Below are 14632 nucleotides of genomic sequence, written 5' to 3' on the forward strand. Positions count from 1 at the left end.
CGGCCCTAAGCAAACAGCCCGGACACCATCGCCAGAAAGAATCCGATGGGCACCCACATCAACACACTGAACCAGAAGCCAATCATCGCGCGGGTTCCCCATTCACTTTGACTTCCCGTCAGGTTGTCGCTCAGGAAACCCAGCAACTGAGTGCCAACCAGAGCCACAAGAGCCGAAGGCCAGAACCACTCGCTCCAGTCGCTCACCCCGCCGCCGATGATCCGGGCAAGCACATCAAGGATCACCACCATCCACAGTTGGACCAGGCTACCCATGGCGATCCATCCCAGCACCCTGCCGGCACGAAGCGTCGAAGCCTTCCGCTCATTCGAAGGAAGTCCGGAAGGCTTCTTCCAAGGCACCAACTTCAGAGCCTTCACCGGACCGCTCACTTGACCATCGCTAGCAACATCGGCACCACTTCCCCAATTACGGCGAGGCGCGTACTTGCCCTGACGGTAGCTCTTTCCAGTAAGCCGCCGTCCTCCCACGAGACCGGACAGTCCATCGTCGGGGGATACTTTTCTGAAACCACGGTTGATCATCACACCGGCAAGCCTATCGAACACCCTCATCATCCAGCCATGGGAACCGGCCGATCTGTTTGTAGCCGTGACAAACAGACCGACCCATTCCGCATGCTTAGGAAGTCAACCAGGAGACAAGCAAGCCGACGGGAATCCACCCGAGAAAGCCGGTCCAGAAAGCCACAATCGCAATCACTCCCCAAGACCGGTATCCTCGGGACAGCGAGGTCCCTGCGACCCCGAACAAATGGACGCCATAGAGACCGATCACAAAGGCACCACCGATCCGCTCCGACCAAAATCCCGGGTCCCAACCCAGGATCTGGCAAACGTAGCTCATCAGCACGCTGATCCACAGGTTGGCGACAAATCCGATCGCAATGAGCCCAAGGAATCCCCCCCATCTCACCGTCTTGAGATCGATCGGAGGGTCAATCCTTCCTCCAAGCTTCACCATCGGAGCGGTATTCATTTTCAACCGTCCCCGGCCCTCGGGCACGTCGACGTAGTTGAACTTTTCGCTCAATTTCCCGTCCCCGGGATTGGATCCACGATCCTCCTTCCGACGGTTTCTCGGCCGCCGATAAGGCAGGCTCGGAGTCGGGTCTCTAAAGATTCGCTGGCAGGCTCCATTCGGTTTCATCGCAGTTCACGGAATTTAGGAACTTGCCCCCGGCTTCGCCATGGGAACCGGCCGGTCCTTTTGTAGTCTCCCTCCGCCCCTCGACACTTCTCACTTGGCACCCGGCACTTCTGATCCTACCTCTCGCGCGCATGAAAATCGTCGTCGCCTATTCCGGAGGACTCGATACCTCCGTCCTCCTCCTCTGGCTCAAGGAAAAGTACAACGCCGAGATCATCGCCTACTGCTCCGACTGCGGACAGGGTGACGAACTCGACGGACTCGAAGCCAAAGCCCTCAGCACCGGCGCTTCGAAGTGCTACATCGATGACCAGAAGGAGGAATTCGCCCGCGACTTCATCTTCCCGATGTTCCAGGCCAATGCCGTCTACGAAGGCCGCTACCTCCTCGGCACCTCGATCGCTCGCCCCTGCATCACCAAGGGCATGGTCGACGTCGCACTCAAGGAAGGCGCCGACGCCATCGCCCACGGCGCGACCGGCAAGGGCAACGACCAGGTCCGCTTCGAACTTTCCGCCGCCGCACTCGCCCCGAACCTCAAGGTCATCGCCCCATGGCGCGACGCCGAGTTCCGGGCCCAGTTCCCCGGTCGGAAAGAGATGATCGAATACGCCGAGGCCCACAACATCCCCGTCAAGGCATCGATGAAGAAGCCGTACTCGATGGACCGCAACCTCCTGCACATCTCCTTCGAAGCCGGCGCTCTGGAAGACACCTGGTACGACGCCACCGGCGAAGCCGACCGCGACATGTATGTCCTCTCCGTTTCCCCCGAAGACGCCCCCGACAAGCCACAGATGCTCCAGTGCCTCTTCGAAAAAGGAAACATCATCGGACTCCAGACCGAAGGCCTAACAGAACTGATCGCCGAACTCGGTGACTTCACCGTTGAAGGCGAAAAGGACGGTTATACCCTTCTCACCCCCTACGGCGTGATGCGCGTGCTCAACGCCCTCGGCGGAGCCCACGGCATCGGTCGCGTCGACATCGTCGAGAACCGCTTCGTCGGCATGAAGTCGCGTGGCATTTATGAAACTCCCGGCGGCACCATCCTACTCGCCGCGCATCAGGATCTCGAGACCCTCGTCATCGATCGCGAACTCCAGCAAACCCGCGACACCCTCATTCCGAAATACGCCCAACTCGTTTACAACGGTTTCTGGTTCGCCCCCGAACGCGAAGCCATTCAGGCCCTCGTCACCGAATCCCAGAAAAGGGTCTCCGGCGAAGTCCGCTTGAAGCTCTACAAAGGCAACGTCATGCAAGCCGGTCGTCGCAGCCCGCACAGCCTCTACGACGAAGCCGTCGCCACCATGGAAGGCGGTCAGGAGGAAGCCTACAACCAGGACGACGCCACCGGCTTCATCGCCCTCAACGCCCTGCGCCTCAAAGCCAACGCCCGCCAGAAATAGGGGAGCCCGGGCGTCCCGCCCTGTCGTCCCACCCCAAGACTCACAAAACCCCACAGCGCCCACCAGCCTGCGGGGTTCTTCTTTCCATCAATCACTGTCAAGATTCTCGCAATGGTGCTCCTTCCCTGCTACGATCCCTCCATGGAAAAGGTCGTCACCATCCACCGCTCCCACGAGGAAGCAGAGAAAGCCGACAACGCCTACTACCGTTCACTCACGCCCGAGCAGCGGCTCGACATTCTCCTCGAACTCACCAAGCCCGATGAAACTCAGCCCCGACTTGAGAGAGTTTATCGAATTGTTGAACTCTCACAAAGTTGAGTTCCTCGTCGTCGGAGCCCATGCCTTGGCATTCCACGGGCTGCCTCGCTACACCAAGGACGTGGATTTTTTCGTCGCCGCGAATCAGGAGAATGCCGAAGCCCTGACGAAGGTAATTCATGACTTTGGATTCAGTTCTGCCGGCCTCAAGGCCGAGGATTTTCTGCTACCCGATTCTGTCATTCAACTCGGAGTCGAACCTCACCGCATCGACCTCCTCACCGGCCTGAGTGGCATCGACTGGAAGGAAGCCTGGAGTTCGAAAATTCCCGGATTGCTGGACGACCTCCCCGTCTCGTTCCTTTCAAAGGAAGTCTACATCAAGAACAAGCTCGCCTCCGGCCGCCCCCAGGACATCGCCGATGTCACCCGATTGAGAGGAATCGCGGACTAATCTTTTCTCTGGCATCCTATCCCCGGAATCTGGTCTCTTCCCCCGCGCCGCCCAGCGGCGCGTTCCACACCGATCTCTGCTAACTGATCACTTTCACTTCTACCCATGTCCGCACCCAAGACCGCCATCACCCCGACCCGCGCCGAAGACTTCCCCGAGTGGTACCAGCAGGTCATCAAGGCCGCCGACATGGCGGAAAATTCCGAGACCCGCGGTTGCATGGTCATCAAACCCTGGGGCTACGGCATCTGGGAACTCATCCAGCAGGGACTCGACCGACGCTTCAAGGAAACCGGCCACTCCAACGCCTACTTCCCGCTGCTCATCCCCCTTTCCTATCTCGAAAAGGAAGCCGAGCACGCCGAAGGCTTCGCCACCGAGTGCGCCGTCGTCACCCATCACCGCCTCGAAGCCGTCAAGGACCCCGAGACCGGCAAAACCAGGATGATCCCCACCGGCAAACTCGCCGAGCCCTACGTCATCCGTCCGACTTCCGAAACCATCATCGGTGCCGCCTTCTCGCGCTGGATCGAATCCTACCGCGATCTCCCGCTGCTCATCAACCAGTGGGCCAACGTCATGCGCTGGGAAATGCGTCCGCGCCTGTTCCTCCGCACCGCCGAGTTCCTTTGGCAGGAAGGCCACACCGCCCACGAAACCAAGGACGAAGCCATCGAGGAAACCCGGATGATCCACAAGCTCTACGCCGACTTCCTCCGCGACCACCTCGCCATCCCCGTCATCCCCGGTGAAAAAACCGAGAACGAACGATTCCCCGGCGCCGACATGACCCTCACCGTCGAGGCCATGGTGCAGGACAGAAAGGCCATCCAGGCCGGCACCTCGCACTACCTCGGCACGAATTTCTCGAAGGCCCAGGACATCTCCTTCACCGGACGCGATGGCACCGTCGATCACGCCCACACCACCTCGTGGGGCGTCTCCACCCGCCTCATCGGTACGCTCATCATGGCGCACTCCGATGACGACGGCCTCGTCCTCCCACCACGCGTCGCCACCCAGCAGATCGTCATCATTCCCATCACCCCGAAGGAAGATACGAAGGACGCCGTACTTGAAAGCTGCCAGGCCCTCGCCACCACCCTGCGCAAGGACCTCGACTTCCACGGCGAAGCGCTCCGCGTCCTCGTCGATGAGCGCGACGTCAAGGGCAAGAAGTGGGAATGGGTCAAGAAAGGCGCCCCCATCCGCATTGAGATCGGTCCTCGTGACGTCGAGTCCCGCAAGCTCTGCCTCCAACGCCGCGATCAACCTTCGAACAGCAAGGAGTTCGTCGACAAGGAAGACTTCCTTCGCAACGTCACCGACATCCTCCAAGAGATCCACGACAACCTTCTCAACGCCGCCACCGCCTTCCGCGATGAAAACATCGTCGAATGCAGCGACCTCGAAGCCTTCCACAATCACTGGAAGCAGGTCAACCCCGGCTGGCTCCTCACCCCCTGGTGCGGCAGCAGCGCCGAAGAAGACGCCCTGTCGAAAGAGCACAAGATCACCGTCCGTTGCCTCCCCCTCGACAAGCAGAACGAACCCGAGCAAGCCTGCCTCGTCACCGGCAAACCGACCAAGCTCCGCGCCCTCTGGGGCCGCAGCTACTAGGAGGTGGCACGCCCCCGGGGGTCCTCCAACAGATCCCACCCCCTAACAATCACCTGAGCCCACAAGCACCCATTCCCCCCGGTGGGACGAGAGCGTCACGCCTCCCACTCCAAACTTTGCGCCCTTTGCGTCTTGGCGTTTCAACCCTCTTCCTATTGAAACCACCCATGACCGACAACCCCTACGCCACCCCCAGCGTCCCTCCTATCCCCCCCACCGACGACATCGCGCGCCAACTCCAGGGCATCCAATACCCCCTCACTCTCTCTTTCAAAATCCTCGCCCTCGCCAGCCAGGCCACCGTCACAGACGCCAGCGGCCGCACCATCCTCTACACCAAGCAGAAGCTCTTCAAATTCCGCGAGCACGTCGAAATTTTCACCGATAACTCGCGCACCACCCACCTGGCCGACATCCACGCCAACAAGGTCATCGACTGGTCCGCCCGCTACAACTCCACCGATGCCTCGGGCAGGGACATCGGCTCCGTCGGACGCAAAGGCTGGCGCTCCATCTGGCGCGCCCACTACGAGACCTTCAACCCCGGCGACGCGAACCCTGACTTCTCGATCCGCGAGGAAAACCCCGGAGCCAAGATCGTCGACTCCATTCTCGGCGAGATCCCGCTGATCGGCTTCGTCACCGGCTACTTCTGCCACCCTCGCTACCTCGCCACCCGCAGCAACGGCACCCCCGCCATGCGCCTGACCAAGCAGCCTGCCTTCTGGGAAGGGCGCTTCCAGATCGACAAACTCGGCGACATGACTGCGCGCGAAGAACTCAACCTCTTCCTCTCCTTCCTCATGCTCGTCCTCCTCGAACGCCGACGCGGATAAATGGGACAGCGAACTTCACTCCACCGAAGCCCCGGGCAAAGGAGGAAGTTCACCAAGTCTGGAGCGACCACTCCTCAAAAGACCCCATCGGGGTCACCCATGATAGCCGTGGACTTCAGTCCACGGAAACTTGGCTCCATGGTTTTGTGTCACGTCGTGACACTTGACAATCCCGGGGCCGACCACCATCCGGATTCAGTCGTCGCAACTCGACGCCAAACCCGGAAACTCCGAACCGTGGACTGAAGTCCACGGCTATCATCAATCGTCCCGATGGGACGCAGAGTCACGCTATACCGCTGGTTGGCGACTACAAACAGTCCTACCAAACTCCCTCCTCAAAAGTCATCACCACCGGTTGCAGACTAAGTTCCATCTCACTCCCAGCGAACTGGTCCGCATCCCGCAGCTCAAATCGCATCCCCTCCCCGTCGTAAACGAGCACCGCAAACTGCGCAGGCTCCATTTCGCCAAGCTCGGCCTCCACGACAGGCACGTCCACGACGCGTTCCGTCGGCCTTTCTAACGGCGCCATCATTCGTTGCACCAGAAACATTCCCAACACCCCCACCGCAGCAAGCGTCCCCAGCTTCGCCACCAATCTCCGGCGACGCACTTTGCGCAGCTCGCCGCTCATGCCCTCCCAAACTCGATCGGACTCCTCACTCATGATTCAGTCATCTCATTGGTTTCCAGAAACGCCCGCGCTCGTCGACGCAAGCGGGCCATTTTCGATTCAATCGCCTTCACCGAAACGCCCGCTTCCGCAGCAAGCTCCGCCTGGCTCCATCCTTCCACATAGTGCCGCTCCAACAGCGCTCGATCCGCCGCCGCCATCCCTTCCAAGGGATCCCCTCCGACCCATTGAGCCGGCTTCTCGGACACCCATCCCTTGAAGCGCTCCATCATCGAAACACGGCGGCGATTCCGCCTCGAGGAATCCACCACCTCCGAGCGCAGCAAACAACAGGCCCAGGCACGCAGATCGCTCTCAGTCGTAAACAGCTTCATGTGCTTCAAAATCCTCAGATAACTCCTCTGAATCACATCCGCCACTTCTGTCTCCGAAACCCCGCGCGACAAGGCCACGCGGCGAAGATCATCGTAGTAACGATCGTGGAATTCACGCCAGGCCGCCTCGTCCCCGCGCTTCATCGCACGGGTCAGGCGACCGATACCGGCGTCCTCTGGATTTCCACTTCCCACTACTCTGGAGCACTTAGCTCCGGATCCTCGGAACTTCCAGTCACTTCTTCTGCTGGCGCATCCTTGTTCAGCACCTTGAGCAGATCCGGCGTGATATCCGTCGCATCCTTCGTGTAGAGCAAGAAGGGAACCTGCGAGGTGCTCAGCCCCGACTTGTCGAACACATAGTCGTAGTCCTCCGCCTTCGCCTGCTCTTCCCCCAGCTTCCGGATCTCCTCCAAAATCCCCTTCATCCGCTGCACCATTTTCTCGTTCAGCGCCTGATTCCGCCGCTGCAGAAACTCCCGGCGCTCACGGTCCAGCGCGATCCCCTCGTTCTGCTTCATCTGCCAATCGCGATACACCGTCTGCTTCTTCGAGTCTGAGATCGATGGATCGTCGAGCTGCTTGCGCATGTTCTGAAGCTCCGTATCCAGCTCCCGAATCCGCGCCAGCCGCTCGTTGTTCTCTTTCTGAATCCGCGCCCGCTCCACATTGATCTGCTTCTGCGCGTCGTTCGTCCGGTGGTATTCCTTGAACAACTGCTGCATGTCGATCGTCGCGATTTTCAACGTGTCATCCGCCTGCGCATTCAGCGTCAGGCAAGCCATCAGGATCGTAAGATATTTCCTCATACACCCCACCAACGCCACCCGGACCAAAAACCCCTCGCCGAAAAAAACGTAGCTGCTGCGGCCCGCAGCAGGCCGTGGGCGCGGCGGCCCGCCGCGCCGAATCACTCCACCCTGTCGGAGTGGACGATCACTAGCTCACCTTGATCACCAAAAGGTCATATTCTTGCCCAATCCTTCAAGAAACACTATTCCTCAACCGTGATCCGCGCCTTCTCCCTCCCCATCCTTGCCGCCACTCTGACCCACGGCCAGATCTCGTTCGGTCCGTCCCAAGAGATCTCCGACGCCATCTCCACTGGGATCGGCTTTGCCAAGGCCACCGACATGGATGGCGATGGCGACATCGATGTCATTGCAACTGAAAGCATGGCTGTCCGCGTACTATGGTGGGCAAACGACGGTTCCGGAAATTTCGGCAATCAACGCGAATGGGTGTGGGGAGACCTCACTTCGGAAGTCATCGGAATCGACGATTGGAATGGTGACGGCCTGCCGGACGTATGGATCGAGACTTATCAGCCAACGCCGGACTTGCCTGATTATGACTTCCTCGTTGCGGTCAATCAGGGCGACGGCAGCTTTAAGGAACCCATGGTAATTGGATCTGCCATAGACTCTTATTTATCTAATGGAGAAACGATGGTCATTGATATCAACGAGGATAACAAACCGGACATCATTTCAAGAGGTTCGCTATTTGTCTCAAACGCTTCCGGCACTCTTTCTAACTCAGGCGAGACATCGCTCGCGGATACCTGGTTCGATCGTACTAACCTAAGAACTCTCGACTTGGAATCAGACGGTGACACGGATTTCCTAGTTTCCGACGTCAACTTCTCAAACCAACTGGTGTTAGTGCGCAACGAAGGTGAATCAGGATTCTCCGATCCAGAAGTCCTGTTCGAGACTGAAGAGACATTCTCTATCACTGCCCATTGCGTCGCAGAATCTGGGAGCGAGACGCGGGTATTCCTAATCGAACGCGGCTACTCGGCCTTCGGGACACAAAGTATATTGCGTGCCTTCGTCCTCGAACCCCAAGGAATCCTTACCCAGGCGGGCGAGTTAATATTGCCAAAGACTCGTAAATTGAGAGGCCAGACGATGGACTATAGCTGGTCCCACATAAATTCTTCATCAGATGGCCAAATATTCGTTAGTAGTTATTCTGGCAACAGTCGGGAAGGCGTGTACGAGAACCAAGTGCACGAGTTGCTCAATAATGGCTCCTTCTACCTCAGATTGATTTCAACCAATGTCGGCATCTCCTTTGGAATCGAGCCCGATACCACGGATTTTGACATCGACGGATTTTCGGATCTATTTCTTCCACTCTCCGAATCTGGAGGCGGCGTGGTAGCGACCATCGACAAAATACTCTGGCACAAAGGCGAACCGGGAGGCCGCTTCGCGCAATCAGGCAATGAAATCCTCCAAGGATTACCACAGATACTCATCCACGGAAAAGCCGACATCGATGGCAATGGCTGCCTCGACCTCATCACCAGACAGTCACGCTACCGATCTGGCGATTTGAAACGCAACAGCACGATGAAGTTTTGGATGAACCATGGCGATTCCTCAACCCTGACTCCTACGGAACTCCCATACTCAGGGGACGCGATTGAGATTCTAAAAATAGTCGACATCACCGGACCCGCAGGCGAATGGAGCGAAGCAAGTGGCAATACAGGAAGGTCCTGGCCCGAAGGGAAATTGGACTTCCTAGTACAGACTTTCACCGAAAGAGCAGACAACCGGACGGACCTGCTCAGATACGAATGGATTTTTCAGGGTGAAAACGGGGACTTTCACTCATGGAGAGTCTACGAGGAAACCCACGAAGATGGGCTCTTGAAGCAATATCTTGCCGACTGGGACGGTGATGGCACCGAAGATCTCCTCAACCTGAAGGATTTCAGTTTATATGGATTACCGCAGTCGTTCTTGCGCTGGAATAGGGCTTCTGGAATGAAATTTGAGAGCGCTGAATTTCTTGCGTTCTTGTCAACGCCCGAATCATCTCTCGGACCGGTGGATCTTGATCGGGATGGCGACATGGATTTTGTGTCGAACTATTTTCTCAATTTCGAAAGTCCATCGGTATGGTTTGAAAACGATGGAAACGGTTTGATATCCGCCATTCGCGGACTTCCCTTTTCAGGAATGAGCCAAGCACCCGACTTGGATGACGACGGGTTTCTAGACTTTATTTCGGGGAATTCAATCGTTCTCTCACGTCCGAATCTAGATTTCGAAGTGAATCCCTTCCCTGGTGGTATTATTCTAGGTGACTTCCGCCTGAGGTTCCATGACCTAGACTCGGATGGCGACTTCGACTACGTCTACCCCACCGCCGAACGTTCCATCCTAGGCTTTCATCACATCTACTGGCAAGAGAATACCGGAGACCTATTTGAGCGCCCGTGGCCTTTCCCCCAAGATTCGAGGATAAGCGAACGTGAATATTGGGCGAATCGACGACAATCCACTCTTATCGATATCGATAACGATGGAACTCAGGATCTCATTGTTGCCTCATCAGGCTTCCCCCGCCTCGAGTGGTTCAAGATCACCCACACCCCTGAACCCGCCCCTTTCACCGCCGCCATGGAGACCCTCGGCCTCAGCGGCCACTCCGCCGGCCCCTTCTCCGACTGGGATCTCGACGGCGTTCTCAACTGGGACGAATTCGCCTTCGGATCAAACGCTGCCGTTCCTGATCCTCATCATCCAGGAAGGCCAAAGCTCAGTCAGAATGCGACTGGCACGACCTACACCTTCCAACGCCGCACGGATGCCGCAGCTCTTGGACTCTCCTACGACACCAAGCACAGCGCCAATCTTCTCGACTGGGATCCGTGGACTCCAACATCAACGACTTCCCCTCAAAGCGGAGACTACGAACGCGTCGAATACCCGGTGACCTTTGGGCTGGAAAAGGAGTTCTTCAAAGTCGATGTCTCCGACCCACCCGCGCCCTAAAAGTATTCTCGTTGGGGTAAGCCTACAGCTCTCTTACTGCTGTCGTAATCCGGCTTCTGACCTCGCTCCACGACAATTTTCTCAGCGAAATTGGGTCGGGTTCCGAATCAGCATCCTCGAACCAAGTCAAACTACGAATCACCGTAAACGGGTCGCTGGCTTGGTATTTCGTAACAAAGCACTCCACCCAAGCTTCGAGCGGACGGTGATTCAGGAGTTCATGCAGATCATAAAAGTCCTTTTTTGAACCTCGATTCGCCACGGCGTTCAACTTCATTGCGGCGACATCCTCAAGGGAAAGCATGGCGACGCAATCGATCTCTTCCAAGGGAGCTACAAGAGGGTAGGCGTGACGAAGTAGATCCATTTTCGTGCCTTCCACATCGAGTGTCAGCGCTCCAGCAGCCTTTGCTACCTCGGTGCCTAAACCACCCAAGACTGACCGGAGATTCCCTACTTTGAACTCGTTCAGAGTGAACCAATCAAGATCCACCGAAACCCGATGACCCAGACGGAGTGCCAAATTGGTCCCACCACCAAGCGCAAAGCCATCGAGCCCTGCATGACCGGCTAGAGCCTTCAGCAGCTCGGCGACTGAGCTCGGAACGGAGTCGTAGTGGAGCATCTGAACTCAGAAGCTGCCCGATCAAAGCGCGCTTGGCAAAACGCGAATGCGCGCGGCTCCAAGGAACGCAAATTCACCACGACCTCCGCCAGGCGTTCCCGCCCAAATTTGGCCTCCATCCACTTCCAATCCGCCCAGCGCCCGCGCTCAAGCACCCGCTTGGCAAGCCACGCAACATGGATTTCCGGGTCGATCGTCTCACGGTCGACATCCCAAAATAAATGCTGCGAGAGCTCCTCCACTCCGGGAACCTAGCAAAGGAATCTCCCCTCGCCAACCTCAGCATTAACGGTCAACCCGTGCCGAGCCACCGCCGACGAGCTTCTTCACCTCGTCAAGGGTTGCCATCGTCGTGTCACCCGGCGTGGTCATCGCCAGCGCGCCGTGAGCGGCTCCGTACTCCACGGCCTGCTTGGCGTCGTTGAATTCCATGAAGCCGTAAACCAGTCCGCTGGCGAAGGAGTCACCGCCACCGACGCGGTCGTAGATCTCCATCTTCGGACGGTGGGTCGCTTCGTGGAACTCGCCGTCGTGAAAACAAATTGCGCCCCAGTCGTTGACCGTCGCGGTGTGGACGTCGCGCAAAGTCGTAGCCACCACGTGGAAGTTCGGGAAGTCAGCCACGGCGTTCTTGATCATGTTCTTGAAGCTGTCGACCTGCAGGCCGGTGACGTGCTCGCTGACACCTTCCACTTCAAATCCAAGGGAAGCGGTAAAGTCCTCTTCGTTGCCGATCATCACATCGACATACTTGGCGATCTCGCGATTCACTTCCTGAGCTTTCGCCAGACCACCGATGCTCTTCCACAGCGAGGGACGGTAGTTGAGGTCGTAGGAAACGATCGTGCCATGCTTCTTCGCCGCCTTGCAGGCTTCGATCGTGAGCTCAGCCGTCGTTTCCGATAGCGCCGCAAAGATGCCGCCAGTGTGGAACCAGCGACTGCCCTGCTTGCCGAAAATCTCTTCCCAATCCACATCACCCGGCTTCATCTGCATCGCCGCGGTCAGGCCGCGGTCAGGCGTACCTTTCGCGCCGCGAACGCCGAAACCTTTCTCGGTGAAGTTCAGCCCATTGCGCACGTTGCGGCCGAGTCCATCGAACTCCGCCCAATTGATGAACTTGGTATCGACACCGCCCTGCAGAATGAAGTCCTCAAGCAAACGTCCGATGTCGTTTTCGGCGAAAGCAGTCACCACCGCGGCCCGCTTGCCGAAGCAGCGACGCAAGCCTCGAGCGACGTTGTATTCTCCTCCGCCTTCCCAGACGTCGAAACGGCGGGCAGTGCGGGTGCGACCGTCACCGGGGTCGAAGCGGAGCATGACTTCCCCGAGGGAAACGATGTCATACTGACAGGAAGCGGCGTCTTTGATTTCAATGGCCATGGTCTTGGTAGTTTTTGGGAAATTAGGGCGCTCAGGTCCTACTTGTTCGCCTGAATGTAGTCGGAATCTCCTTTGAGGAAGTTGATCAGGTTGTTCGTCGCGCGGGTCGCCTGACGGTTCACGCTCTCATGCGTGCGCGAACCGATATGCGAAGTGATGATGCAGTTCGGCGCTCCGATCAGCACGTGATCCGGTGCCGGAGGCTCGGCATCCAGCACGTCCGCACCGTAGCCGCCGACCTTGCCGCTCTTGAGGGCTTCGGCGATGTCCTCGCCCACCACGATCTCACCACGTGCGCAGTTCAGAACGATCACACCGTCGCGCATCTCGGCGATCTTCGACGCGTTGATCATGCCCTCCGTTTCCTCGTTGAGGAAGCAGTGAAGGGAAACCACATCCGAGTTGTGCAGTACTTCATCCATGTCGGCACAGCGTTTGACGCCGTGCTTGTAAGAGAAGGCCCCATCGAAAAACGGATCGTAGGCGATGACATCCATTCCAAAAGCCTTCGCGCGGATAGCCACCTCCTTGCCGATCCGGCCAAGACCGATGATCCCCATCGTTTTGCCCATGATCTCATTTCCTACAGGCTTCTTCCATCCCGCGACCCACTCGCCATTCTGCACGGCAACCGCGTTCGACTGGATCTTCTTGGTGATGCCAAGCAGTAGCCCGAAAGTATGCTCCGCCACGGTGGTATGGTTGACCCCTGGAGTGAAGAGCACCGGCAACTTCTTCTCGGTCGCGTACTTGACGTCAATCTTGTCGAGCCCGATTCCATACTTGCTGATCACCTTGAGCCGCGGCAGCGACTTGTCGATCACGGCCTGGGTGATGGCGTCATCGCCACAGAGGAAACCGTCAAACTCCCCGGCGAGCTCCAGCATCCGCGCTTCGGAAAGGGGTCCACGCTCGCGAACGATCTCGAAGCCCCCGCTGTCGAGCAGGTCGTGGTGGCTTCCAGGGGTGTCCTGATAGGACGTGGTGGTCAGAAGAATCCGTTGGCTCATGGCGCGCCTTTCTGAGACCTCGCAAGTTGTCATACAAGTATAAAAATGCGTGCAGACAAACAATGCCCGGGAACCAAACCGCAGACCACATTACAAAGCTTGGCAAGCCCGAACGGGACCTCTCGATACCTTCCAAAATCGGTCAGATTCCGACCCCGGATTTGGCGAAATGCTCTGCAAATTTCGCGATGGAAGACCGCACGATCTCGGCAGCCCTCAAAATGGAGCTGAAAACATCAATCTTCATCCAGCGGCTGTAAGAGCTGGCTTCGATCGCTTCTGGGGGGAGTGGGGGGACGCTTGGATCTATCTTTGCTTCGAACGCACTTTCGCGCGCCTCGGCCTCGACTTCACCGCTTCTGTGGAATTCACAGCCTGCTGTTTAAGGCCGACAGCGGATGACTCCGCCTTAATGAATTCCTCCAGGAACGCCGCCTCACACAACCCGGTTATTCTACGTTGTGAGGGCATCCCGATCTTTTACAGAAAAGCCGGAAAAGAATCAATACTTCTCTGTATCCGCGATCGCGTGTGATCCCGCTCAGCCGAGGACCAGACGCTCGTCGTCGGCGAGTCGGGTCGTCAGATTCTCCCATCCGCCCGGCCTCTGGAGGTTGAAAACCAACAGATACAAAGTCACCAGCCTGGGATCGAATTTTTCGACCATCTTGTTGATCGCCTGATCGAGCGCCGCATCATCCATGTCATCGGGCAAATCTCCGGTCACCGAACCCTTGCCATCGTGTTCGATGTCCATTTCATCACAGAACAGGGCCAGCATTTCCTGATTGCCCGCCATCAGCCAGACCTGAACGAGGTGCTCCCCGATCGTGTCGGATTGCTTCGACTTCAGAGTCTTCAGGATCCAGGCATACTGATCGGGCAGCGGCTTCTTCTGAATGAAGGCGAGACGAAGCTTGCGCGTCTGTGCCAATGAGCTGATCGCCGAGCGGTAGACATTCTTGTCGTTCTCGCGGAACCAGTCGAGCATCTGGGTCACAAGGGCGGGATCGATGGCGGAGTAAATTTCGTGTGCTTTCAAAACGGGATGAGATT

16 protein-coding genes are annotated in these 14632 nt (G+C 57.6%); 6 read left to right on the top strand and 10 right to left on the bottom strand.

Features of this window, described 5'->3' with window-relative positions:
* Positions 1–5 precede the first annotated feature (5 nt).
* Both WBG04_RS19675 and WBG04_RS19680 read right to left on the bottom strand, forming a co-directional pair.
* Complete coding sequence (locus WBG04_RS19675; protein WP_424316424.1) at positions 6–578, bottom strand: hypothetical protein; 573 nt, start codon at positions 576–578, stop codon at positions 6–8.
* A 64-nt stretch (positions 579–642) separates the two neighbouring features.
* Positions 643–1170 (bottom strand): hypothetical protein, encoded by a 528-nt coding sequence (locus WBG04_RS19680; RefSeq protein ID WP_424316425.1) that lies wholly within the window; start codon positions 1168–1170, stop codon positions 643–645.
* A 131-nt stretch (positions 1171–1301) separates the two neighbouring features.
* Here WBG04_RS19680 and WBG04_RS19685 point away from each other — a divergent pair, with 131 nt between their 5' ends.
* The 5 genes from WBG04_RS19685 (at position 1302) to WBG04_RS19705 (ending at position 5753) form a co-directional block, all read left to right on the top strand.
* Complete coding sequence (locus WBG04_RS19685; protein ID WP_424316426.1) at positions 1302–2582, top strand: argininosuccinate synthase; 1281 nt, start codon at positions 1302–1304, stop codon at positions 2580–2582.
* 111 nt (positions 2583–2693) lie between these two features.
* Complete coding sequence (locus WBG04_RS19690) at positions 2694–2903, top strand: hypothetical protein (protein WP_424316427.1); 210 nt, start codon at positions 2694–2696, stop codon at positions 2901–2903.
* Positions 2884–3297, top strand: a complete 414-nt coding sequence (locus WBG04_RS19695) for a hypothetical protein (RefSeq protein WP_424316428.1) — start codon at positions 2884–2886, stop codon at positions 3295–3297. The genes WBG04_RS19690 and WBG04_RS19695 overlap by 20 nt, the downstream gene beginning before the upstream one ends.
* Positions 3298–3402: 105 nt before the next feature.
* Entirely contained in the window at positions 3403–4917 is a 1515-nt protein-coding gene (gene proS / locus WBG04_RS19700) for a proline--tRNA ligase (protein WP_424316429.1), read from the top strand.
* Between the two features lie 167 nt (positions 4918–5084).
* Entirely contained in the window at positions 5085–5753 is a 669-nt protein-coding gene (locus WBG04_RS19705) for a hypothetical protein (RefSeq protein WP_424316430.1), read from the top strand.
* Positions 5754–6075: 322 nt separating this feature from the next.
* Here WBG04_RS19705 and WBG04_RS19710 read toward each other — a convergent pair whose 3' ends face one another.
* The 3 genes from WBG04_RS19710 to WBG04_RS19720 are packed head-to-tail and all read right to left on the bottom strand — an operon-like array spanning position 6076 to position 7549.
* Positions 6076–6423, bottom strand: a complete 348-nt coding sequence (locus tag WBG04_RS19710) for a hypothetical protein (protein ID WP_424316431.1) — start codon at positions 6421–6423, stop codon at positions 6076–6078.
* Positions 6420–6908: an RNA polymerase sigma factor gene (locus tag WBG04_RS19715; protein ID WP_424316432.1), complete on the bottom strand. Its 489-nt coding sequence runs from the start codon at positions 6906–6908 to the stop codon at positions 6420–6422. The genes WBG04_RS19710 and WBG04_RS19715 overlap by 4 nt, the downstream gene beginning before the upstream one ends.
* Before the next feature lie 50 nt (positions 6909–6958).
* Positions 6959–7549: an OmpH family outer membrane protein gene (locus tag WBG04_RS19720; RefSeq protein WP_424316433.1), complete on the bottom strand. Its 591-nt coding sequence runs from the start codon at positions 7547–7549 to the stop codon at positions 6959–6961.
* Between the two features lie 222 nt (positions 7550–7771).
* Between WBG04_RS19720 and WBG04_RS19725 the strand changes: the two genes are divergently transcribed.
* On the top strand, positions 7772–10558 hold the full coding sequence (locus WBG04_RS19725) for an FG-GAP repeat domain-containing protein (RefSeq protein WP_424316435.1): 2787 nt from the start codon (positions 7772–7774) through the stop codon (positions 10556–10558).
* A 22-nt stretch (positions 10559–10580) separates the two neighbouring features.
* Here WBG04_RS19725 and WBG04_RS19730 read toward each other — a convergent pair whose 3' ends face one another.
* The 5 genes from WBG04_RS19730 to WBG04_RS19750 all read right to left on the bottom strand — a co-directional run bounded on the left by WBG04_RS19730 (position 10581) and on the right by WBG04_RS19750 (position 14618).
* Entirely contained in the window at positions 10581–11183 is a 603-nt protein-coding gene (locus WBG04_RS19730; protein ID WP_424316436.1) for a nucleotidyl transferase AbiEii/AbiGii toxin family protein, read from the bottom strand.
* Positions 11138–11425, bottom strand: coding sequence for a DUF6922 domain-containing protein (locus tag WBG04_RS19735; RefSeq protein WP_424316437.1), 288 nt, complete (start codon positions 11423–11425; stop codon positions 11138–11140). The genes WBG04_RS19730 and WBG04_RS19735 overlap by 46 nt, the downstream gene beginning before the upstream one ends.
* Before the next feature lie 43 nt (positions 11426–11468).
* A complete protein-coding gene (locus WBG04_RS19740; protein WP_424316438.1) occupies positions 11469–12566 on the bottom strand; it encodes a PfkB family carbohydrate kinase in 1098 nt (365 codons plus the stop codon).
* Positions 12567–12604: 38 nt separating this feature from the next.
* On the bottom strand, positions 12605–13576 hold the full coding sequence (locus WBG04_RS19745) for a phosphoglycerate dehydrogenase (protein ID WP_424316439.1): 972 nt from the start codon (positions 13574–13576) through the stop codon (positions 12605–12607).
* A 541-nt stretch (positions 13577–14117) separates the two neighbouring features.
* Complete coding sequence (locus WBG04_RS19750; RefSeq protein WP_424316440.1) at positions 14118–14618, bottom strand: hypothetical protein; 501 nt, start codon at positions 14616–14618, stop codon at positions 14118–14120.
* Positions 14619–14632 lie beyond the last annotated feature (14 nt).

Origin of the sequence: Haloferula sp. (assembly GCF_049672945.1) — a bacterium.
Classification (GTDB): Bacteria; Verrucomicrobiota; Verrucomicrobiia; order Verrucomicrobiales; family Akkermansiaceae; genus Haloferula.

Bases quoted from the DNA above. Each gene is read 5' to 3' on its own strand.
- WBG04_RS19715 (WP_424316432.1), bottom strand. From the start codon at position 6,908: ATGAAGCGCGGGGACGAGGCGGCCTGGCGTGAATTCCACGATCGTTAC.
- WBG04_RS19730 (WP_424316436.1), bottom strand. From the start codon at position 11,183: ATGCTCCACTACGACTCCGTTCCGAGCTCAGTCGCCGAGCTGCTGAAG.
- WBG04_RS19685 (WP_424316426.1), top strand. From the start codon at position 1,302: ATGAAAATCGTCGTCGCCTATTCCGGAGGACTCGATACCTCCGTCCTC.
- WBG04_RS19740 (WP_424316438.1), bottom strand. From the start codon at position 12,566: ATGGCCATTGAAATCAAAGACGCCGCTTCCTGTCAGTATGACATCGTT.
- WBG04_RS19675 (WP_424316424.1), bottom strand. From the start codon at position 578: ATGATGAGGGTGTTCGATAGGCTTGCCGGTGTGATGATCAACCGTGGT.
- WBG04_RS19690 (WP_424316427.1), top strand. From the start codon at position 2,694: ATGGTGCTCCTTCCCTGCTACGATCCCTCCATGGAAAAGGTCGTCACC.
- proS (WP_424316429.1), top strand. From the start codon at position 3,403: ATGTCCGCACCCAAGACCGCCATCACCCCGACCCGCGCCGAAGACTTC.
- WBG04_RS19745 (WP_424316439.1), bottom strand. From the start codon at position 13,576: ATGAGCCAACGGATTCTTCTGACCACCACGTCCTATCAGGACACCCCT.
- WBG04_RS19680 (WP_424316425.1), bottom strand. From the start codon at position 1,170: ATGAAACCGAATGGAGCCTGCCAGCGAATCTTTAGAGACCCGACTCCG.
- WBG04_RS19710 (WP_424316431.1), bottom strand. From the start codon at position 6,423: ATGAGTGAGGAGTCCGATCGAGTTTGGGAGGGCATGAGCGGCGAGCTG.
- WBG04_RS19720 (WP_424316433.1), bottom strand. From the start codon at position 7,549: ATGGCTTGCCTGACGCTGAATGCGCAGGCGGATGACACGTTGAAAATC.
- WBG04_RS19705 (WP_424316430.1), top strand. From the start codon at position 5,085: ATGACCGACAACCCCTACGCCACCCCCAGCGTCCCTCCTATCCCCCCC.